Below are 19,618 nucleotides of genomic sequence, written 5' to 3'. Positions count from 1 at the left end.
GACATATATGGGTCCGTTCCCAAACCCGGGTAAGTGACGGTACCCGACCGATTCCCCGCGGTTCTCGCGGCGACGGCGATGGGCGTATACCTCCTGCTCGTCGTCGGCGCCACGACCTCGCTCACGGAGGCGGCGGCCGCCTGTTCGGGCTGGCCGCTCTGCGGCGACGGCGCCGCGCTCCCCACGGAGAGCGCCGGGTGGGTCGCGCTCGGTCACCGCGCGATCGCCGCCGTCGTCGGCGTCCTCGTGGCGCTCTCGGTCGCGCTCGCGTGGCTCGACGAGGCGAGCCGTCGGGTCCGCGCGGCGCTCTTGGCCGCGCTCCTGCTGTTCCCCGCCCAGTCCGGCGTGGGCGCGCTCGTCGCCGTCGGCGACCTCCCCGTCTCGCTTGGACCCGTCCACCTCCTGCTGGGCGTGGCGATCTTCGGCGCCGTCCTCGCCGCGCTCGCGTGGTGGCTGGAGGCGGCGACCGGCGCTCCCGACGACGCACCGGTCGACTTCCAGCCCGGGACCGACGACCTTCCGCCGGTCGAGGAGGCGCCCGAGCCCGAGATCCCGAGGGCGACGCTCCCCCGACTGAAAGCGACCGCAGCGGCGTACTTCCGGCTGATGAAGCCCCGCCTGATGTGGCTGCTCTGTCTCGTCGCCGCGGCGGCGATGGCGCTCGCCGGGGGGCCGGGGTTCACGCCGTACGCCGTGGCCGCGACGCTCGCCGGCGGCGCGCTCTCGATCGGCGCGTCCGGGACGTTCAACCACGTGTTCGAGCGCGACATCGACAGGCGGATGCAGCGGACCAACGATCGCCCGCTGGCGACCGACCTCGTGCCGGTGACTAACGCGCTGGCGTTCGGGCTCCTGTTGACGGTCGTCTCGCTCGGGCTCTTCTGGACGGTGAACCCGCTCACGGCGGCGCTGGGACTGGTCGCGATCGTGTTCTACAGCGTCGTCTACACGCTCGTGTTGAAGCCGAACACGGTCCAGAACACCGTCATCGGCGGCGCGGCCGGCGCGCTCCCGGCGCTCATCGGCTGGGCGGCGGTGACCGGCGAGGTCGGTGGCGGCGGGCTGCTGCTCGCCCTCGTCATCTTCCTGTGGACGCCCGCGCACTTCTACAACCTCGCGCTGGCGTACAAGGACGACTACGAGCGCGGCGGCTTCCCGATGATGCCCGTCGTCCGGGGCGAGACGACTACGCGCCGCCACATCGTCTGGTACCTCGGGGCGACGCTCGTGGCGGCGGTCGCGCTCGCGGCCGCCGCTGAGCCGCTCGGCGCCCTCTACGCCGCGGTCGGCGTCGCCCTCGGCGCGGTGTTCCTGTGGGCCGTCGTTCGGCTCCACTACGAACAGACCGAGGCGGCGGCGTTCCGCGCGTTCCACGCCTCGAACGCCTACCTCGGTCTGCTGCTGTTCGCCGTCGTGATAGACGCGCTCGTGGTCTGAGTGAGCCGGCGCCGGCGTATCGGCGCTGATAGCCGAACCGTTATCGTTTATACACCCCCTCGAGAGAGTCACGGTAATTGAATGGACGTCTCGCCGAGAGCGGTCGTCCGATCGCTGTGGCCGGTCTGGGGACTCGGCGCCGTACTCCTGCTCGCGCTCGTCGCGGAAGCCGTCGCCCTCTCGGTCGGGATCGTGCCCGCTCCCGGCGGCTACTGGGTGGGATTCGTCTCGACGGCGCTGGTCGTCGTCGGGGTCGGGTACGTCGTCTACCGGATATCGAGGTCGGATCTCTCCCCCGCCCGGTACCCGCGGCTCAACCGCTGGTGGGTCGCGGGCGCGTCGGGATTCCTCCTCGTCAACGTCGGATTCATGATGACGCTGCCGACCGAGACGGCGTTTCAGGTGTTGGGCTGGGTCCGCTGGGCGATCGGCTTCGGCGGGGGGATCGGACTGCTCATCGGGCTGTTCGAGGCGCGGGCGATCGAACGCGAGGTCGCGGCGGAGCGGAGTCGCCTCCGACAGGCCGACCTCCGCCGCGAGCGCGACCGGCTCGAGGAGTTCGCGAGCGTCGTCTCGCACGACCTCCGAAATCCCCTCAACGTCGTTCGCGGACGTATCGACCTCGCCAGACGGGCCCACCCCGAGGACGAGCACATCGAGGCGGCCGAGCCCGCGCTCGATCGGATGGACGAGATCATCGACGAGACGCTCACGCTCGCCCGCGAGGGGAAGAGCGTCGACGACGCCGGCGACGTCGACCTCGCGGAGTGCGCGCGAGAGTGCTGGTCGCGCGTGGACACGGCGGACGCGACGCTCCGCGCGGACGGGTCGGCGACGGTGCGGGCCGACCGCGACCGACTGTCGCACGTCTTCGAGAACCTCTTTCGGAACAGCGTGGAACACGGCGGCCGCGACGTGACCGTTCGCGTGGGGACGCTGGACGGGGCGGACGGCTTCTTCGTCGAAGACGACGGGGTCGGGATCCCGACGGACCGAGTCGACGAAGTGTGCGAGACCGGCGTCACGTCGTCTGCCGACGGAACCGGGTTCGGACTGGCGATCGTCGATCGGACCGTCGACGCCCACGGATGGGAACTGCGGATCGGCGAGGGGGACCGCGGCGGCGCGCGGTTCGAGATCACCGGCGTCGACCGGTCGGAGTAGCGACACGAGCGATCGCCGTGGGAGGATCCGACCGCGCGGCGGGTTTTTAAGTCCGTTCGACGCGAAACGCGAGACGTATGACCCGAGTCGAGATCGAGTACTGCGTACCGTGCGGGATGTTGAACCGCGCTCAGGACGTCTCGGAGGCGCTGTTCAAGCAGTTCGGCGAGGACCTCGACGAGGTCGCCCTCGTCACGGGCGACGACGGCGTGTTCGTCGTCCGCGCGGGCGACGAGGTCGTCTTCGACAAGACCGAAGACGAGTACGACGTGGACGCCATCGTGCGCGCCGTCAGGCCGCACGTCGGCGCGACGGCGTGAGGCCTCGTCACTCCTCTTTATAAATCGGACGCGCGGAGTTCGTCACTACGAGGACGCTGCTCGTCGCCATCGCGAGCGCGGCGAGGAGCGGGTTGAGCACGCCCGATATCGCCATCGGGATCGCTACCGCGTTGTAGACGAACGCCCAGCCGAGGTTCTGCTTGAGCCGCCGGTTCGTTCCGCGCGTGACCGCGAACAGTTCGGGGATCGCGGAGAGACGGTCCTCCAGGAGGACGGCGTCCGCGGCGTCGGCCGCCAAGTCGGTCCCGCTCGCGACCGAGACGCCGAGGTCGGCCGCGGCGAGCGCCGGCGCGTCGTTGCTCCCGTCGCCGACCACGGCGACGCGCTCGGTCGCCGCGAGCCGCCGCACGGTCTCGGCTTTCGCCTCCGGCGGCACCTCCGCGAACGTCTCGTCGACCGCGGGGTGCTCCTCGAACCGCCGGGCGGCGGCGGCCGAGTCCCCGGTGAGCACCACGACCCGCCGCCCGCCGTCGGCGAGGTCGGTGACGACCGCTTCCCAGCCGTCGCGGACCTCGTCGCCGACGACGAGCACCCCGACGACCGACCCCTCCCAGCCGACGAAGACGGGGACTCGCCCCGCTTCGCGGGCCGTTTCACCGGCCGCGTCGAGCGACGCCGGGACGGTCCACTCCGCCCCGGCGAACAGCGACCGGTGGCCGACGACGACCTCCTCGCCGTCGACCCGTCCCGTCACGCCGCGGTCCGAGACGGTCACCGCAGCGGTCGACGTGCCGTCGGCGGCGTCGGGGGGCGCGTCGGCGGGTCGCGTCCCGTCGCCCTCGTCGCCGGCCGTCACACCCCCGTCGGTCGCCGTCTCCGGTCCGGCGCTCGCGTCGTCGCGTGCGGAACTCCCGCCGTCGGCGGCGACAGCGTCGACGATCGCCTCGGCGACGGGGTGGACAGAGGCGCGCTCGACCGCCGCCGCTCGGCGACGCACCTCGTCCGGCGACGCGCCGTCGGTGACGGTGTCGAGCAGTCGCATCTCGCCGTCGGTGAGCGTCCCCGTCTTGTCCAGCACGACGGTGTCGATGTCGGCCGCCTCCTCGAAGACGGCGTCCGAGACGATCACGATCCCGCGGCGGGCCGCGTCGCGGATCCCGGCGGCGATCGCGAGCGGTGTCGCGAGCCCGAGCGCGCAGGGACACGAGACGATGAGCACCGTGAGTCCGACGAGCGCGGCGTCCACGGGCGCCGATCCGAGCGCGAAGGTGGCCGCCGCGCCGAGGACGGCGACGGCGACGACGAGCGGAACGAACACGGTCGCGAGCTTGTCGACCAGCCGTTGGATGCCCGACCGCGAGCTCTGGATCTCCCACAGGAGCCGAACGAGCGTGTCGAGCGTGCTCGTCGCGTCCTCGCCGACCTCGACGACGACCGGCGCGTCGGTGACGACCGTCCCGCCGCGGACCTCGTCGCCCTCCCGCTTCGTCGCCGGGAGCGACTCGCCCGTGACGAGCGCCTCGTCGACGGCGGCGGTCCCCTCGGCCACGGTCCCGTCGAAGGGGACCCGCTCGCCGGGGCGCACGAGGAGCCGATCGCCGGGGTCGACCGCCTCCGCCGCGACGGTCTCGCCGGACTCGGTGCGGACCGTCCGGTCGCCGGCCGTCGTGAGGTCGGAGAGCATGCCGGTCGCGCGCCGTTTGATGAGCGACTCGTAGTGGTTGCCGGCGGTGACGACTAAGATCACGGCGATCGTCACGTCGAAGTAGAGGTCGGTGCGGCCGAGGAGCATCGCGAGCGTGCTGTACGCGTACGAGCTGGCCGCCGCCAGCGACACCAACAGGTCCATGTTCGGCTGCCGCGCCCGGAGGCTCACGTACGCGCCCCGCAGGATCGGATAGCCGGTGTAAAACAGGACGATCGAGGAGAACACCCACACCTGCGCGAACAGGTAGGTGCCCGAGACGCCGCCGAGGTCGAGGATCGGTTCGTAGCCGAAGTAGGTCGGGTACAGGAAGAGGACGTACCACAGCATCGCCATCATCCCGAAGAACCCGCCGCCGATCAGGAAGCGGACGACGGCGACGTCGTCGCCGTCCGGGTCCGGGTCGGCCCGGTCGCTCGCGGTGTACCCCGCGACCGAGAGCCGCTCGGGGAGGTCCGCGGCGCTCACGGTGTCGGGATCGTAGTCGACGCGGATCGTGTCGGTGGCGTAGCTCGCCTCCGCGGCCGCGACGCCCTCCTGCTCGCCGGCGGTCAGTTCGAGGAACGACTCGCACGTCGCACAGTGCATCCCGTCGACGTGGAGGAACGTCGTCTCCCCGTCGAACGCCTCGTCGGCCCGCGCCTCGGGGCGACGTTCGTCGAGGTCGTCGAGGTCGTCGACGTCGTCCAGAGAGCGGGCGACCGCGAGGCAGCCGCGACAGCAGAACTCGCCGTCGACGTCGGGGGCGGTGTGGGGGTCGTCCCCCGTCGGAAGGTCACAGAGGGTGCAGTTCGACATTGGGTTCGAGTCCGGCGGTCGGCCGACGACGCTACGCCTCGTCCGGATCCGCCGCGTCGGACGAGGCCGACCCGGGGCGGAGGCTCCCGCCGGTCGCGACGTGGAGGCTCCCCCAGATGATCAACACGTTCACGAGCGTCACGGCGACGAATATCTCCGCCCGGTCGGCGATGAACACCGCTGCCGGGACGAGGCCGCCCAACACGAGGAGCACGGCCCGCTGGAGCGAGAATTCCATATCGGAACGTACGGGCCAGCCAACATATATAACGTCCGTGTTTTCAGCCCCCGAGAACGGATCGATATTATATATCTTTCAGTCTATAAGCCGGCCTATGGGACAAAACCAAGCCGCACACGCATCGAGTGACGATGTGAGCGGTGAAGAGGAGTTCGACCCGATCGGAACCCTCACGCTCATCGCGATCTACTTCGTCATCCTGTTGCTCGCGTGGGTGTACATCTACTACATCGAGTTCCTCGGCCGCGACCTGGTCGTCGTGGGGTGACAACGTATGCACATTCACGCCTACGAAAAAATCTGGCTCGCGGCGTCCATCCTCCTGATACTGCTGCTCATCGGCTCGGTCACCTACGGCGCCGTCGGCCCCGGCGTCGCCATGGTCTCCGACAGCGAACCCCCCATCGACGCCCAAGCGCTCGACGAGGACGACCGCTTCTCCGAACCCCGCGTCGAACAGGTCGGCGACAACGAGTACGCCGCCTACGTCGTCGCCTACCAGTTCGGCTTCGAGCCGAGTCCGATCGTCGTCCCCGAAAACAGCACCGTGACCTTTTACGTCACCTCTCGGGACGTCATCCACGGGTTCGAGGTCGCCGGCACCAACGCCAACACGATGGTCGTTCCCGGTGAAGTCTCCAAGATAACTGTCAAAACCGACGACCGACAGGAGTACGGGCTCATCTGTAACGAGTACTGCGGCGCGGGCCACCACGTCATGGAAGGGAAAGTCAACGTCGTCAGTCAGGCCGAGTTCGACGAGCGGAACAGCGGGGGTGACGACGCGTGAGCGACGCCATCGAGGCCGAGCAGTCCTTCGTCGACAAGTTCCCCGACGAGGCGCGGGTCGTCCGCGCCGCGCTCCTCAGCTCCTTCCTCGCGCTCGCGCTCGGAGCGATCTTCGGGATCATCCAGACGCTCCACCGAACCGGGGTATTCCGGGGGATCATCTCCTCGACCGACTACTACACGTCCCTCACCGCGCACGGCGTGTTCCTGGCGATCAGCTTCACCACGTTCTTCCTCGTGGGGCTGTTCACGTGGGCGGTGACCCGGAGCCTCGACCGACCGCTCATCGACATCCGGATCACCTGGACGTGGTACGCGATCATGGCGGTCGGCATGACCATGACCGGCGTCTCCATCCTCGCCGGCTTCGTCCCCGCGCTCGACATGAGCGCGGACGTCCTCTTCACCTTCTACGCACCCCTCCAGGCGCATCCCATGTTCTACGCCGGCCTCGCCGTCTTCATCGTCGGCTCCTGGATCGCCGGCGCCGACTGGTTCCGCACCTTCCTCGCCTGGAAACGCGACCACCCCGACGAGCGCATCCCGCTCCAGACGTTCATGGTGTTGACCACCATGGCCATGTGGTACATCGCCTCCTCCGCCGTGGCCGCCTCCGTGCTCATCTTCCTCCTCCCGTGGTCGCTCGGCTTCATCGACTCCGTCAACCCCACCCTCACCCGCACCCTGTTCTGGTTCTTCGGCCACCCCGTCGTCTACTTCTGGCTCATGCCCGCCTACCTCCTGTGGTACACGGTCCTCCCGAAGATCGCCGGCGGTCGCCTCTTCAGCGACCCCCTCGCACGCGTCGTGTTCGTCCTCTTCCTCCTCCTCTCTACCCCGGTCGGCATCCACCACCAGTACCTCGACCCCGGGATCGCCGAGGGGTTCAAGTTCATCTCGATGACCAACACGATGTTCCTGCTGTTGCCGAGCCTGCTCACCGCGTTCACGGTCGTCGCGAGCGTCGAGTACGGCGCCCGCCAGCGCGGCGGCACCGGCCTCCTCGGCTGGCTCACCGACCTCCCGTGGCGCAAGCCCGAGTTCACCGGCATGATGCTCGCCGGTCTGATGTTCGCCGCCGGCGGCTTCTCCGGCATGGTCAACGCCGGCATGAACATCAACTACATGATCCACAACACCATCTGGGTGCCCGGCCACTTCCACCTCACCGTCGGCACCGCCGTCGCGCTCACCTTCATGGCCGCCACCTACTGGATCTGGCCGCAGATCTCCAACAAGCCCGTGTACAGCCGGGCGATCGGGCTGTTCCAAGTGGTCGTCTGGTTCGTCGGCATGGCGCTGATGTCCAACGCGATGCACGCCCAGGGGATCATGGGCGTGCCCCGCCGGACCGCCGAACCCGAGTACAGCGGCTTCGACTACCCGACGATGTTCGGCGGGTTCGAGGAGCTCAACGTCCAGATCGCCATCGGCGGAACGCTGCTGTTCGTCTCGACGGTGCTGTTCATCGGGAACCTCGTGCTCACGATGGGGAACCCGAAGGTGTCCGGGCTCGCCGAGTCGCTCCCGCCGGCGCTGTCCGGCCCCGACGACGCCCCGCAGGTGCTCGACAGCCTCCGGCTCTGGGTGGGGATCGCGCTGACGCTCGTCGTCCTCGCGTACGCGCTCCCGCTGGCGGCGATCATCAGCCGCGGCGGACTGCTCGGTCCAGGCGTGGGCACGTATCCGGCGTGGATCGCACCGACGCTCGACGCGCTCGCGGCCGCGGTGACGCCGATACTCGGCGCGGTCGGCGGCGCCGCCTCGCTCGCCGGGGTGATCCTGTGAGCTTCGACATGACCCGCGGCGGGCTCTTGGTCGCGTTCGCGGTCTTCGGCGTGATCGTCTACGAGATCCGGACGGTGCTCGACTTCGTCGGCATCGAGCTGCCGTTGCTCCCGTACATGGCCGCCGTCTTCGTGCTCGCCGGCGTGCTGTTGTGGGTGATCACGCTGACCGGCGGCTGGCGGACCGAGCCCGAGGAGGACGAGCCGGCGTAGGGGCTGAACCTCTCCGTCCGGCCGATCCCTCGGTCGATTCTCGGCCTACAGTTCCTCCTATCGACTCTCGGTCCGCCGTTCCTCCCGTCGGTGCTCGGTCTGCCGGTTCCGGTTCCGCACGGCCGTCACACCGCGAGGGTTTTGTGGTCTCCGACCAATATTCGCTATGGCACGGACGCGCGTCGCGGTCAGGTGTGTCGACTGCTCGTTCGAGGCGAGGTACGACGGCCTCCCGACCGCGCGGGCCGCGCTCGACGAGCACGAGTCGGCGACCGGCCACGAGGTGAGGTGGGAGATCGAGTCGCTCTCCGACGGGGTCTCGCGCGCGGGCGACGACGCCGGCGTCTGCGGTCGACCCGAGTGCGCCAACGGGGACTCGCCGCTCGTGGATCCGGAGCCCCCGGAGCGGTAGCGCGGCGCGGACGACCGCCGATCGGCCCGGGGCGGAGTCACCGACCCTTTTTATGGTCCGGCCCGTCGGTGGTCGCGTATGTCAACACGGCGTGACCCCCTTACGTTCGGCGTGCTCGGCACCGCGGGGATCGCTCGCGACGCGGTGATCCCGGCGATCGCGGCGAGCGACCACGCGGTCGGCGCGGTCGCATCGCGCGACGGCGACCGAGCGGCGGCGTTCGCCGAGTCGGAGTCGATCCCGCGGAGCTACGGCTCCTACGAGGCGCTGCTCGACGACGACGAGCTCGACGCGGTCTACGTTCCCCTGCCGAACGGGCTCCACGCCGAGTGGACGACCCGCGCGGCCGACGCCGGGCTTCACGTGCTCTGCGAGAAGCCGCTCGCGGCCGACGCGGCGGAGGCGCGCGAGGTGGTCGACCACTGCGAGGACCGCGGCGTCACGCTGATGGAGGGGTTCATGTACCGGTACCACCCCCGCACCGAGCGGGTCCTCGAACTGGTCGACCGAGAACTGGACGACGTGCGTACCGTCAGTTCGGCGTTCCGGTTCCCGCTGTACGGCCGACCGAACGACGTGCGGCTCGACCCGGCGCTGGCCGGCGGGTCGCTGATGGACGTCGGCTGTTACCCCGTGTCTCTCGCGAGGGCGGTCCTCGGCGAGCCGGACCGGGCGTACGCGCACGCGAACGACACCCGCGACGCCGGCGTCGACACGGAGCTCGCCGGCGTGCTGGAGTACGCGGACGGCCGGTCGGCGCGGGTCGCCTCCGGCTTCGACACGCGGCTCGTCCAGCGCTATCGGATCGACGCGACGAACGGCTGGATCGAGGTCGAGCGGGCGTTCGACGCGCCCGACGACGAGCCGGTGGAGCTGACCTACGAGATCGACGACCGGCGCGGCGTCGAGACGTTCGATCCGGTGGACCAGTACCGGCTGCAGGTCGAACACTTCGCCGACTGCGTCGCGGACGGCACCGCCCCGCTGACCGGCGGTGGAGAGGCGATAGCGAACATGCGGGTCGTCGACGCGCTCGCCGAGAGCGCCGCCGAGGGCGGCGCTGTCGACGTTTCCTGAGCCCGATCCGCCGACGGGTCGCGTGCGCAACCCCGTCGAGCGAGCGTTTATTACCGTTCGGCCCGAATAGTGCGTATAATGTCCAATACTGCTGCCAGCGACGCCGGGGCGGGAGGGGACGAGAGCGCCCGTCGTCCGACGCCGCTCGCGGACGCGGACGCGCTCGACGCGTTCGTCGCCGACGCGGACGCCGCGCTCGTCGAGTTCTACACCGACGGGTGCGGCATCTGTGCGAGCATGGAGCCCGTCCTCGGGAATGTCGCCCTCATAAACCCCCGCGACGATCCGCCGCTCGTCGAGCGGTTCGACGTGCGGAGCGTCCCGCTGTTCGTGCTGTTCGTCGACGGCGAGCCCGTCGCGCGCCGAGCGGAGGGATTCATCCCCGGCGAGGAGCTCTCTGCCTGGGTCCGCGAACACACGGAGTAACCGGTCACGGCGGGACGAGACGCGCTCGTCGCTGGCGAAGCGAAAGAAACGGTGCGAAACGGAACGAAAACGCGTCCGAGTTCCGGGTCGACGCCGGCGTCGACCTTACAGCCGGCCCACGTTCTCGACGGCGACGGACTCGACGCCGTCGACGTCGGCGAACGCCTCCTCGACCGCCTCGGTGCCGCCCGCACCGTCGGGGACGATGACTGTCGGCAGGAGGGCGACGAGGCCGAACGCGACGTCGTCGCGCTGGAAGCCGCGGATCTTCGCGCCCTGCGGGAGCGACTCCTCGAGTCGGTCCTGCAGGTCGTCGAGGTCGACCTCGGGGCTGTTCGGCATGACCTTGATTTTGGCGGCGACGTCTCCCATAACTAGGGCCCTCGGAAGCCGCAGTCGTGGCACTCGTAGAGGTTGCTCTGCTTCCGGCACTTCGCGCACCGGTGGATAGTCGCCCCGCAGTCCGGGCAGGAGAACCGCGCGGCGTTCATACCGGCCACCTGAATACCACAGGAGACACACTGACGGGTGCCCTGCGTTTCACTCTCGCTCATACTCTGAAACACCACCGCGCGACTTTTAACCGTTGTTCTTTGAGTCCGACGCCGATCGCGGCGTGCGATTCGGTACCTCGACGCTCGGGCGTCGAGCCCGCGGAGCGCGGCTGACGGTAGGTGGGAGCGGAGGACCGCGGAGCGCGACTCGCGGTCGGCGGCAACGAAGGATCGCGGCGCTCAGCCGACGATCAGCGGTCCGATCAGCACGCCCATCAGGTGGACCCGCCGAGCGCCGACCCGCGGCGGAACGAGCCCGAGCACGCCGGCGACGAGGAAGACGCCGACGCCGAACGCCCCCGCGAACAGGAACGAGACGGCGGCGAGCAGCGCCAGGACGCCGACCGACAGCCGAGTGTAGTCCGCGTCCCCCACGACGCGGAGGTACGCGTCTCCGACGAGGAGGACGAGCGCGAACCCGCAGGCCGCCGCGGTCCCCGCGGCCGCGAGGAGGATCGGGAGCGCGAAGGGAACGCCGGCGCGATCGATGGCGACCGTGACGCCCGTTCGGGGCGTGCCGAGCGCGACGAGCGCGAACAGCGCGAATATCGTGTTCGCCGTGTTGGCGCCGCTCGTGGCGACGACGAACCCGCGGTCGCCCTCCTCGCTCGGGACCGCCGGCAGCGCGGCGACGGCGGCGATCGCCGCGGAGACGCCGGGGACGTAGCCGACAACCGCGCCCGCGAGCGACCCGGCGCCGGCGCTCACGCCGAGGTCCCGGCGACCCATCGTGATCCGCGCGTCGGCCTGCGGCGGGACGCCTTCGCCGCCGAGCGCGTCGACGAGCACGGGCGCGCCGAACAGTCCGGCGAACAGCGGCGCGAGGACGCCGCCGGCGTCGAGCGGCGCCGCGGGGTCGACGTCGAGGGTCGCGAAGCCGAGGGCGGCGCTCGCGAGGAACGCGACGAAGCCGCCGACCGCGGCCCGCTTCGACGACTCGGTGAGCACGAGAAAGGCGACGACGCCGGCCAGAAGCAGCGGGAGGTGCGCCCGTACCGTCGGATAGCCGCGGACCATGGCCCAAGTGGTCGGCACGGCGAGGGGCACCGCGAGCGCGACCGCCAGCCCGGAGCCGACCGCCGACAGCCGGATCGCCTCGCGCCCCCTGCCGGCGATCACGAGACGGTGACCCGGCAGCGCCGCGACCGCCGTCGCCGCGTCGGGCACGCCGAGCGCGAGCGCGGGGACGATGTCGAGGAAGGAGTGGACGACGCCCGCGCCGAGCATCGCGACGCCGACGAGGAGCGGGTCGGCGGAGACGGAGGGGGCGAACCCGGCGAGCAACAGCGCGAAGTTGTTCGCGTGGAGGCCCGGGACGAGCCCGCTCACGGCGCCGAGCGCGACGCCGCCGCACAGGAACGCGAGCGCGGCGGTCGCGAAGGTCGGGTCGACGACCGGGCGGACGAGGGCGTCCATCGCGGCGAGGTGGCCGCGGCTTGAGGCATAAGCGGCGGGGTGATCGGTGAGCCGAGCGCCGCGGCTCGGGGGGACTGAGGCGAGGCGGTCGAAAACTCGAGCCCGTTTACGCCTTCTGGGCCGCCTGCGACTTCTTCTGAGTGACGTAGCCGGCGATCCGGTTGCGGACGCCCTTCGACTCGACGGTCGTCAGGGCCGTGACGCTCTCCTTGTTCGTCTCGAAGTCCGTGTTGAACGAGTCGGGATACCGCTCAAGCAGGACGTTTCCGAGCTGCTTGATGTACTTGGGTTTGATGGCCATACCGAGCGATACCGCCGGGCCGAACTAAAAGGGTTCGTTACGCCGCGAACGGGCCGCAGGCGCGCTCGCGTCGATCGCCCGCTCGGTCGCGGTCACTCCTCGTCGCCTCCCGCCCGCTCCCGCCAGCCGGTCGCCTCGTCTATCCGGGCGAACGCCTCGCGCTCGGCCGGCCCGCCGCAGCGGTCGACCACGTCCGCGAAGTACGCCAGCCGGTCGAGCAGTTCCGCCGTCTCGAAGGCGGGCACGTCGAGCCGCGAGGCGGCGACCGTCGCGTCGACGACCGCGCCGAACCCGCGGTTGATCGTCGGCACGCGCTCTCTGAGCACCGCGCTCTCGGCCGGATCGAGCGACCACGTCCGAATCGTGGTGTCGCCCTCCGTCTCGCTTCCGACCTCCTCGGCGGTGACCTCGACCCAGGCGTCGGCCGTTTCGAGGACCGGCTCGTCGACTTCCCGGACCGTCAGCGCGGCGTCGACGAAGGTGCGCGGATCGGACGTGAACTGGACGACGCCGCCGCCGCGTTCCGTGAAGTTCCGCCACGTCCGGGTTCGGCCGTAGGTCCGCGCGGTGACGGGGTCAGCGGGGTCGTCCGGCGCGTGGAGCCCGAGCGCCGCGACGTTCCAGCGGTCGTTCGGGCCGAGCGTCGTCACGATCGACTCGGTGACGCCGCGGAGCGCCACCGGCCAGCCGTCCGGCGCGACGGCGTCGGCGACATCCGCCGCCCCGCCACGGCTCCCGTCGGATCCGTCGTCGGTCACGGCGCCACCTCCGCGCCGCGTCGGAGCGCGACGTACAGCGCCGCGCAGGTGATATCCGCCGTCGTCCCGGGGTTGATCCCCTCGTCGACGAACGCCGTCGCCAACCCGTCCGCGGCGTTGAGGTCGGCACCGTGGACCGCGTCGGCGTCGACGCCGCCGACCCCTGCGGCGGTCTCCGAGCCGACCCCGTCCGCTCCGTCGAGCAGCGCGGCCGCCCGAGCGCTCGCCTCGCGCGCCGCCTCGAGGCCGTGGGTCGCGGCGACCAGCGTGTCGGGCTCGGCGGCGAGGAGTCCGAGGAAGGCGCGCGCGGCCCGATCGGTCAGCGGCCCCGTATCGTCCCGTATCCACTCGGCGGCGCGGAACGTCCGCGGGAACCCCTCGACCCACTCTTGCGCGTTGCGGTCGGGGGCGCGGTCCGAGCGGTCGGGATCGGCCGAGAGCGCCATCACGTCCCGCAGCGTCAGCCCCCGCTCGCGGAGCGTCGACGCCGCGTCGCTCCCGCGGCGGACGTCCAGCTCGGCGGCGTCCGCGGGCGGGTCCGCGACCGCGACGTCGACGTGCTCGAACGCGCGGTAGAACGCGACCGCGTCGTCGACGGTGGCCTCGCGGGTCACTCGGTCGACGGCCGCTGGGGAGGGGGCCCGCGCGGAGCGCCCCGCGGACGCGTCCGCTCCCGCGACGGTCGCGCGGACCAGCGGAACGAGCAGTAGCAGGCAGCCGAACTGCGTGTTCGTCCCCGCTCGGTCGGCCATCCCCACCACCGCGCGCTCGAAGGCGTCCCCGACGGGAGCCGCCCCGCCCGCGGCCAGTTCGAGCCCCTCGCGGGCGCCGACCGCCCCGCCCAGGAACGACTCGAACCGGAGGTCGCCGAGGTCCCGGCGGCGGTCGACGTTGCCGGGCTTGGGAGTGCCAGCGACCTCGAGCAGGAGCGCGAGCGTCGCGTCGTCGACCGGGTCGCCGGCGGCGGTCACGGCGGCGCCTCCCGCCGCCGCGCCGTCTCGTCCGCCGGCAGTTCCCCCTCCCGCCAAGCGCGCACCGCCTCGGCGATACGCGCGAGCTCGGACGGACGCTCGGTCGGGCGCCCGGCGCTGACGGCGTCGGCCCCGTGCGCGGCGTACTCGGCGACGGTCCGCCGGCCCCGGACGCCGTTGTTGGCGATCACGGTGAGCCCGGTGCGGAGACCCCTGTCATCCGCGGTCAGGTCGCCGACGACGCGCTCCGAATCCATCGCGTCGACGTGGAGCCAGTCGGCCCCCGCCTCGGCGACGGCGTCGGCGACGGCGACGAGGTCGACGCCCGGGACCTCGGCGCGGACCTTCACGCTCGTCGTCGCGCCCGTCTCGGCCGCGGCGGCGACGTAGTCGGCCAGCCGGTCGCGGTCGCGGAGGAGCGACTCGCCGCAGCCGACCGCGCGCAGCTCCGGCTGCCGGCAGTGGGCGTTGACCTCGCAGACCGCGTCGCGGGCGGCGCAGACCGCCGCCGCCTCGCGCACCGGGCCGACGGTCGCGCTGCGGACGTTGACGCCGGGGCGGACCGGCGCGTCGGCGAGCGCGGCGAGCTGCCGGTCGATCCACGCGAGCGGCTCGGCGGGGAGAAACTCCGAGCGCCCCCGGGCGACGAGGTCGCGCGCGGCCGCCCGGCTGGCGGGGTCAAGCGCGATCCCGCCGAGCATCGCCGCGTCGACGTGCGGGGCCGCGGCGCCCGCCCAGTCGGCGTCGGCCGCGCCGCTGAGACTGGCGGCGACGAGGAACGGGGTCGGGCCGTCGTCTTCGCTCGCCGTCACTCCGCCACCTCCGCGTCGGTCGCCGACGCGTCCGTCACCGCCGCCAGCGCGCGCTCGCAGGCCCGAGCGACGCGTTCGGCGTCGTCCGCGTCGTCGATTCGGGTGTCAGTACGCTCGACGTGGCGGTCGGGGAGCTCGGTCGGGTCGGCCGAGTCGAGGACGAACGCGTCGGCGAACGGGTACGCGTCGGCGACGCCCGCGGTCGAGGGGTCGCGGCCGACGCCGGCCATGAGGTCGGCCGCCGGCCCGGAGAACACCTCGTCGCCGACGAACGGCGAGACCGCGACGACGGGGGTCTCGCGAAGCGCCGCCTCGAAGCCGGGGAGCGCGAGCATCGGGCCGACGCTCGTCACGGGATTCGAGGGGCCGATCACCACGGGGTCGGCGAGGGCGTCGAGCACGGCGGCGGTCGGCTCGGCGTCGTCGGCGCCCCGGAACTCCACGTCGGCGACCCCGGGCTCGCCGCGGCGCGCGACCCAGTACTCCTGGAAGTGGATCGTCTCGCCGGCCTCGGTGTGGACCAGCGTCGCGACCGGGTCGTCGGACATCGGGAGGAGTCCGACGTCGAGGCCGAAGGCGTCGGCGAGCGTCCGGATCGCCTCGGTGAGCGTGCGGCCCTCGTCGAGCAGGCTCGTGCGCGTGACGTGGACCGCTCGGTCGCGGTCGCCGATCTCCATGAACTCGCCGACGCCGGAGAAGCGCCGCCAGCGGGCGATCTCGCGGCCCGCCGTCTGCGCCTCGACGTCGAGGTAGCGCGGGGCCGTTCCGAGTCCGACCTCCCCTGCGAGCCGGCGCAGCTCGGCGTGCGTCTCGGTGGTGTCGTCCGCGATTCCCCACCACGTCTCGCGGTCGAGGACGCCGCCGCCGGCGAACAGCACGGTGTCGACGTCGGGGCACACGAGGTGGCCGCCGAGCTCGACGTCGTCGCCCGTGTTGGCGACGACCGCGATCGCCGCGGGGTCCCACACGCGGGTCGCCCCGTCGAGGAGCTTCGGCGTCCCCGTGCCGCCGGCGAGGAACGTGACCATACGCGGGCAAGGCGGCGGGCGGATTTGTATCCTCGCCTCCGCGGGCGGCGACGCGGATCGGCGTCGGGAACCCCGATGAGGCCCTCGAGCGGTGGTGGGCCGCAGAGGCCTCGTTGAGCGCGCCGTCCCCGTCGTTTAGAGCATCGATAAGCCGGCGACGGGGACGACGGAGGCTCGATGCGACTCACCAGACGCGCGTCGGCGATCGCCACGCGATCGGTGGTCAAGCTTAACCGGTTGTTTGTGTTTTAGTAGCCTATTTAATATGTATCTGCGTACACCTATCCGAGAACGATGCACCTGCTACGGACCGTCTACCCGTTCTCTCTGGCGGGTGCAAACGTCGCTATGGGGTGGCTGCTCTACCGGCTGTCCGAACCGGTTCTCGGAGTCGTACTCGTCGTAATCGGGGTCATCGTCATACTCACCTCGATAGGGAGCGCCGTCAGCCAGCATCGACCCGTACTCGGGGAATCCACGTGACGTTCATCCCTGAGCCGTCGCGCTGTCCTCCCTGAGCCGTCGCGTTGACCCATACGTCTGTATTCGGCGCGATCCCAATCGACGACTACTCGCGAGCGACGCTCGTCTGCATCCCGTCCGTGTTGAACGCGCTCCCGACGCCGTCATCGTCGAGGACGATGACCCCCGCCCCGGATCCGGTGATCTCATCGAACTCCTCGATCGCCCGGTCGGCCGCCGCCTGCGCGCCCAGCCCCTCGTCGAGGAAGTCGACGGCTCGCCGCGAGAGCGTGACGCGCGCGATGTCCTCGCCGGCCCCCGTCGCGCTCGCGCCGCCGGCCTCGGTACAAAAGAAGCCGGAGCCGACCTGCGGCACGTCGCCGACCCGCCCCGCGAGCGCGAACGACCGGCCGCCCGTGGACGTCGCCGCCGCGAACGTCTCGCCGTCGGACGCGACCGCACCGACCGTGTCGTGGTCGGGCGCGTCGCGCTTCCCGTCGCCGTCCGCGTCGCTCCCGGAGCCCTGCCCCGCGTGATCGTCCCCGGACCCGAACCGCGACGCGAGCCAGTCGAGGTGCTCGCGGGGGCCGCCTCGCGGCGGGTCCTCCGCCTCGTAGCGCTCGCGCGTCTCGTCGGTGAGCAGGTCGACGCCCGTCTCGACGCCGAACTCGTCGGCGAGGTCGACGGCGTGGGCGCCGGAGACGAAGACGTGCGGCGTCTCGGAGCGGACGACACGTGCGACGCTCGCCGCGTGCTCGACGCCCGGCATCGAGCAGGCGGCGCCGACCGCCCGGTCCGAGGTCATCACGCCGGCGTCGGTGCGGACGACGCCGTCGGACTGGACCGCACCGCCGACGCCGGCGTTGAACCGCGGGCTCGATTCGAGGGGCGCGAGCGCCGCTACGACCGCGTCGAGAGGGGTCTCGGCGTCGGCGCCGCGGTCGGCCGCCTCGTCGAGCGTCTCCTGTCTCCGCGCCGGTTCGTCCGGGACGCCGCCGGCGCCGCCGTGGACGACGACGCGCATCGAGGGGCGCTGTGGCATATTCGGAGGTCCCCCGGCGCCCCGATAAGGGTCGGGAAAGCGGCGGAAGTCGATCCGAGTCCCCGCCGCAAGACCTATCTCCGCGCCTCGGGGAGTCGCCACCATTGTGGACGAGCACCGAGAGCGCGCCGACGACGACCCCGCCGCGGGTCTCGAAGCCGACCCCGACGGAGAGTCTGCCGTTCGGGGCTCGGTCCGTCGCCGCCTCCGGAGCGCAGTCCGGGCCCGCGTCGGAGTCGACCGGCGCGCCCTCGCGGCGTTTCGGGTCGCGCTGGGGATCGCCCTCCTCGTCGATCTCGGACTGCGCGCTCGGAACCTGACGGCCTTTTATACCGACGCTGGCGCGCTCCCGCGCTCGGCGCTCGCGGAGGCGTACCCCCTCGCCGCTCGCCTCTCGCTGCACGCGCTCTCCGGCGAGGCGTGGTCCGTCGCGCTGCTGTTCCTCGTCGCCGCCGTCGCCGCCGTCGCGCTCGCGGCCGGCCACCGTACCCGCGTGGCGACGGCGGTCTCGCTGGTCCTGCTCGCGTCGCTACAGGCGCGGAACCCGTTCGTGCTCAACGCGGGCGACAAGCTGCTCGTCCAACTGCTCGCGGCCGGGCTGTTCTGCCCCCTCGGCGCGCGCTGGTCGGTCGACGCCGTGCGCGGCGGCGCGTCGCTCGGGGACTCCGTCCGAGCGGCCCGCGAGGACCGTTTCGCCGGCCCGGCGTCGGCGCTCCTGTTGGCCGTCGTCGTGGTGGTCTACGGCGCCAACGCGGTCGAGAAGCTCAGGGGGACGGCGTGGGCCGGAGGCGAGGCGGTCGGACAAGTGTTCCGGCTCACGTACCTCCACGGGCCGCTCGGAGGGCTGCTGCCCGAGGCGGCGCCGCTGCTCGCGGCCGCCACCTACGGCTGGCTTGCGCTGCTCGTCGCGTCGCCGCTGCTCGTCGCGTCGGCCGGACGGGTCCGGGCCGCGCTCGCCGGATGCCTGTTCGCCGCGCACCTCTCGATGGCGTTCACGCTCCAGCTCGGCGTCTTCCCGCTGGTATCGGCGGCCGCCCTGCTCCCGTTTTTCCCGCCGTTCGTCTGGGACCGCGTCGAGGGGGCCGTCGGACCGTCCGGCGCGCGGCTCCGCCGGGCCGCGGAGTCGGCCCTCGTCGGCGACCCGCGAAACGAGGGGCCGAGAAACCGAGCGGCGCGCGTCCTTCCGGACCGGGCGGTCCGCGGTCGCGTCGCCGCCGCCGTCGCCGCCGTCCTCCTCGTGTCGCTGCTCGCGTGGAACGGCATGGCGGCCGGGCTCGTCGACGCGCCCGAACCCGTGGCGGCGACGGCGGGCCCGGCGGAGCACGGCTGGGACATGTTCGCGCCGAACCCGAGTTCGATCGACGCGCGCTTCCTCGCGACGGCGGCGACCGCCGACGGCGACCGGATCGACGCGCTGTACGGCGACCCCGTCGCGGTCGACCGGCCCCCGTCGGACGCGCGGGCGTACCCCACCGCGCGCTGGCGGAAGTACCTCACCCTGCTGGCGGACGACGAGGCGCCCGCCCGCGTCGACCCGCTCCTCACGTATCTCTGCGACCGGTCGGCGGGACTCGCGGGGGAGGACGTCGCGTCGGTGACCGCCGCGGCGGTCGAGATCGACGTGACGGACGGCGGCGAAACGCGGGTCAGGGAGCTCGGAACGCGGGAGTGTCGGCCGAGGTAACGTTCGGAACCGGGGCGGCGACCGGGGCGACCGACGAGCGGCTGACCACTTATTTGTCCCCCGCCCGAACCGATCGACGTGACGGAGAGCGAGCGATCTCACCCGCCGACGTCGGTGCTCCTGCCGACGGTTCACTGGACGGAGGCGTGTTCGGAGGTGGCCGCCCAGCTCGGCGAGGGCGACGAGCTGTTGGTGATCTGCGACACCGACGACGACCCGGTGGCCGAGCGCCGGGGCGGGGGCGTCGGACGGGATGGCGG

General features: G+C 71.8%; 22 protein-coding genes and 1 pseudogene. 12 read left to right on the top strand and 11 right to left on the bottom strand.

What is annotated here, in order from left to right; all coding sequences use genetic code 11:
- Nucleotides 1–33: 33 nt before the first annotated feature.
- The 3 genes from DJ73_RS18035 (at nt 34) to DJ73_RS18025 (ending at nt 2,921) form a co-directional block, all read left to right on the top strand.
- Entirely contained in the window at nt 34–1,437 is a 1,404-nt protein-coding gene (locus DJ73_RS18035; protein ID WP_094525802.1) for a heme o synthase, read from the top strand.
- Between the two features lie 81 nt (nt 1,438–1,518).
- Nucleotides 1,519–2,601: a HAMP domain-containing sensor histidine kinase gene (locus tag DJ73_RS18030; protein WP_094525801.1), complete on the top strand. Its 1,083-nt coding sequence runs from the start codon at nt 1,519–1,521 to the stop codon at nt 2,599–2,601.
- Nucleotides 2,602–2,678: 77 nt separating this feature from the next.
- A complete protein-coding gene (locus DJ73_RS18025) occupies nt 2,679–2,921 on the top strand; it encodes a SelT/SelW/SelH family protein (protein ID WP_094525800.1) in 243 nt (80 codons plus the stop codon).
- Between the two features lie 7 nt (nt 2,922–2,928).
- On the opposite strand, the gene DJ73_RS18020 is transcribed toward DJ73_RS18025, so the two are convergent.
- Nucleotides 2,929–5,385: a cation-translocating P-type ATPase gene (locus DJ73_RS18020; protein WP_094558665.1), complete on the bottom strand. Its 2,457-nt coding sequence runs from the start codon at nt 5,383–5,385 to the stop codon at nt 2,929–2,931.
- 31 nt (nt 5,386–5,416) lie between these two features.
- Nucleotides 5,417–5,623 (bottom strand): hypothetical protein, encoded by a 207-nt coding sequence (locus DJ73_RS18015; RefSeq protein WP_094525798.1) that lies wholly within the window; start codon nt 5,621–5,623, stop codon nt 5,417–5,419.
- 97 nt (nt 5,624–5,720) lie between these two features.
- Here DJ73_RS18015 and DJ73_RS20505 point away from each other — a divergent pair, with 97 nt between their 5' ends.
- From DJ73_RS20505 to DJ73_RS17985, 7 genes are all read left to right on the top strand, one after another.
- Nucleotides 5,721–5,894, top strand: coding sequence for a hypothetical protein (locus tag DJ73_RS20505; protein WP_170938294.1), 174 nt, complete (start codon nt 5,721–5,723; stop codon nt 5,892–5,894).
- Nucleotides 5,895–5,900: 6 nt separating this feature from the next.
- Nucleotides 5,901–6,416: a cytochrome c oxidase subunit II gene (locus DJ73_RS18010; RefSeq protein ID WP_094558664.1), complete on the top strand. Its 516-nt coding sequence runs from the start codon at nt 5,901–5,903 to the stop codon at nt 6,414–6,416.
- Entirely contained in the window at nt 6,413–8,203 is a 1,791-nt protein-coding gene (locus DJ73_RS18005; protein ID WP_094558663.1) for a b(o/a)3-type cytochrome-c oxidase subunit 1, read from the top strand. Before DJ73_RS18010 ends, DJ73_RS18005 begins: the two co-directional genes overlap by 4 nt.
- Nucleotides 8,200–8,415: a CbaC protein gene (locus DJ73_RS18000; protein ID WP_094525795.1), complete on the top strand. Its 216-nt coding sequence runs from the start codon at nt 8,200–8,202 to the stop codon at nt 8,413–8,415. The genes DJ73_RS18005 and DJ73_RS18000 overlap by 4 nt, the downstream gene beginning before the upstream one ends.
- A 166-nt stretch (nt 8,416–8,581) precedes the next feature.
- Nucleotides 8,582–8,827 (top strand): hypothetical protein, encoded by a 246-nt coding sequence (locus tag DJ73_RS17995; protein ID WP_094558662.1) that lies wholly within the window; start codon nt 8,582–8,584, stop codon nt 8,825–8,827.
- A gap of 78 nt (nt 8,828–8,905) precedes the next feature.
- Nucleotides 8,906–9,904: a Gfo/Idh/MocA family protein gene (locus DJ73_RS17990; protein ID WP_094525793.1), complete on the top strand. Its 999-nt coding sequence runs from the start codon at nt 8,906–8,908 to the stop codon at nt 9,902–9,904.
- 75 nt (nt 9,905–9,979) lie between these two features.
- Nucleotides 9,980–10,330 carry a co-chaperone YbbN gene (locus DJ73_RS17985; protein WP_094558668.1) on the top strand — a complete coding sequence of 117 codons (351 nt, stop codon included), beginning with the start codon at nt 9,980–9,982 and terminating at the stop codon, nt 10,328–10,330.
- 105 nt (nt 10,331–10,435) lie between these two features.
- Here DJ73_RS17985 and DJ73_RS17980 read toward each other — a convergent pair whose 3' ends face one another.
- From DJ73_RS17980 to DJ73_RS17935, 9 genes are all read right to left on the bottom strand, one after another.
- The gene (locus DJ73_RS17980; RefSeq protein WP_092565372.1) at nt 10,436–10,702 is read right to left on the bottom strand and encodes an elongation factor 1-beta; all 267 of its coding nucleotides are present in this window, start codon (nt 10,700–10,702) and stop codon (nt 10,436–10,438) included.
- Nucleotides 10,703–10,704: 2 nt separating this feature from the next.
- Entirely contained in the window at nt 10,705–10,884 is a 180-nt protein-coding gene (locus DJ73_RS17975; protein WP_092565370.1) for an HVO_2753 family zinc finger protein, read from the bottom strand.
- A 180-nt stretch (nt 10,885–11,064) separates the two neighbouring features.
- Complete coding sequence (locus tag DJ73_RS17970) at nt 11,065–12,300, bottom strand: tripartite tricarboxylate transporter permease (RefSeq protein WP_094558661.1); 1,236 nt, start codon at nt 12,298–12,300, stop codon at nt 11,065–11,067.
- 106 nt (nt 12,301–12,406) lie between these two features.
- Complete coding sequence (locus DJ73_RS17965; RefSeq protein WP_094525791.1) at nt 12,407–12,601, bottom strand: 30S ribosomal protein S17e; 195 nt, start codon at nt 12,599–12,601, stop codon at nt 12,407–12,409.
- A gap of 92 nt (nt 12,602–12,693) precedes the next feature.
- Nucleotides 12,694–13,359, bottom strand: coding sequence for a DUF447 domain-containing protein (locus tag DJ73_RS17960; RefSeq protein WP_094526072.1), 666 nt, complete (start codon nt 13,357–13,359; stop codon nt 12,694–12,696).
- The gene (locus DJ73_RS17955; RefSeq protein WP_094558660.1) at nt 13,356–14,330 is read right to left on the bottom strand and encodes a triphosphoribosyl-dephospho-CoA synthase; all 975 of its coding nucleotides are present in this window, start codon (nt 14,328–14,330) and stop codon (nt 13,356–13,358) included. The genes DJ73_RS17960 and DJ73_RS17955 overlap by 4 nt, the downstream gene beginning before the upstream one ends.
- Nucleotides 14,327–15,142, bottom strand: coding sequence for a dihydropyrimidine dehydrogenase (locus DJ73_RS17950; RefSeq protein ID WP_094524116.1), 816 nt, complete (start codon nt 15,140–15,142; stop codon nt 14,327–14,329). Before DJ73_RS17950 ends, DJ73_RS17955 begins: the two co-directional genes overlap by 4 nt.
- Nucleotides 15,139–16,170 (bottom strand): 2-phospho-L-lactate transferase, encoded by a 1,032-nt coding sequence (gene cofD / locus DJ73_RS17945; RefSeq protein WP_094558659.1) that lies wholly within the window; start codon nt 16,168–16,170, stop codon nt 15,139–15,141. Before cofD ends, DJ73_RS17950 begins: the two co-directional genes overlap by 4 nt.
- 568 nt (nt 16,171–16,738) lie before the next feature.
- Nucleotides 16,739–17,656, bottom strand: a complete 918-nt coding sequence (locus DJ73_RS17935) for an isoaspartyl peptidase/L-asparaginase (protein WP_094524117.1) — start codon at nt 17,654–17,656, stop codon at nt 16,739–16,741.
- A 124-nt stretch (nt 17,657–17,780) separates the two neighbouring features.
- On the opposite strand from DJ73_RS17935, the gene DJ73_RS17930 reads away from it, so the two are divergent.
- Both DJ73_RS17930 and DJ73_RS17925 read left to right on the top strand, forming a co-directional pair.
- Nucleotides 17,781–19,358, top strand: coding sequence for an HTTM domain-containing protein (locus DJ73_RS17930; RefSeq protein WP_094558658.1), 1,578 nt, complete (start codon nt 17,781–17,783; stop codon nt 19,356–19,358).
- A gap of 78 nt (nt 19,359–19,436) precedes the next feature.
- Nucleotides 19,437–19,618 (top strand): annotated as a pseudogene (locus DJ73_RS17925) (hypothetical protein); the annotation flags it as partial.

Origin of the sequence: Halorubrum sp. Ea1 (assembly GCF_002252965.1) — an archaeon.
Taxonomy (GTDB): Archaea; Halobacteriota; Halobacteria; order Halobacteriales; family Haloferacaceae; genus Halorubrum.
This window is presented reverse-complemented; position numbering and strand designations above follow the sequence as displayed.

Coding starts and splice junctions, on each gene's coding strand:
- DJ73_RS18030 (WP_094525801.1), top strand. CDS start 1,519: ATGGACGTCTCGCCGAGAGCGGTCGTCCGATCGCTGTGGCCGGTCTGG.
- DJ73_RS18025 (WP_094525800.1), top strand. CDS start 2,679: ATGACCCGAGTCGAGATCGAGTACTGCGTACCGTGCGGGATGTTGAAC.
- DJ73_RS18020 (WP_094558665.1), bottom strand. CDS start 5,385: ATGTCGAACTGCACCCTCTGTGACCTTCCGACGGGGGACGACCCCCAC.
- DJ73_RS18015 (WP_094525798.1), bottom strand. CDS start 5,623: ATGGAATTCTCGCTCCAGCGGGCCGTGCTCCTCGTGTTGGGCGGCCTC.
- DJ73_RS20505 (WP_170938294.1), top strand. CDS start 5,721: ATGGGACAAAACCAAGCCGCACACGCATCGAGTGACGATGTGAGCGGT.
- DJ73_RS18010 (WP_094558664.1), top strand. CDS start 5,901: ATGCACATTCACGCCTACGAAAAAATCTGGCTCGCGGCGTCCATCCTC.
- DJ73_RS17995 (WP_094558662.1), top strand. CDS start 8,582: ATGGCACGGACGCGCGTCGCGGTCAGGTGTGTCGACTGCTCGTTCGAG.
- DJ73_RS17990 (WP_094525793.1), top strand. CDS start 8,906: ATGTCAACACGGCGTGACCCCCTTACGTTCGGCGTGCTCGGCACCGCG.
- DJ73_RS17980 (WP_092565372.1), bottom strand. CDS start 10,702: ATGGGAGACGTCGCCGCCAAAATCAAGGTCATGCCGAACAGCCCCGAG.
- DJ73_RS17975 (WP_092565370.1), bottom strand. CDS start 10,884: ATGAGCGAGAGTGAAACGCAGGGCACCCGTCAGTGTGTCTCCTGTGGT.
- DJ73_RS17970 (WP_094558661.1), bottom strand. CDS start 12,300: ATGGACGCCCTCGTCCGCCCGGTCGTCGACCCGACCTTCGCGACCGCC.
- DJ73_RS17965 (WP_094525791.1), bottom strand. CDS start 12,601: ATGGCCATCAAACCCAAGTACATCAAGCAGCTCGGAAACGTCCTGCTT.
- cofD (WP_094558659.1), bottom strand. CDS start 16,170: ATGGTCACGTTCCTCGCCGGCGGCACGGGGACGCCGAAGCTCCTCGAC.
- DJ73_RS17935 (WP_094524117.1), bottom strand. CDS start 17,656: ATGCGCGTCGTCGTCCACGGCGGCGCCGGCGGCGTCCCGGACGAACCG.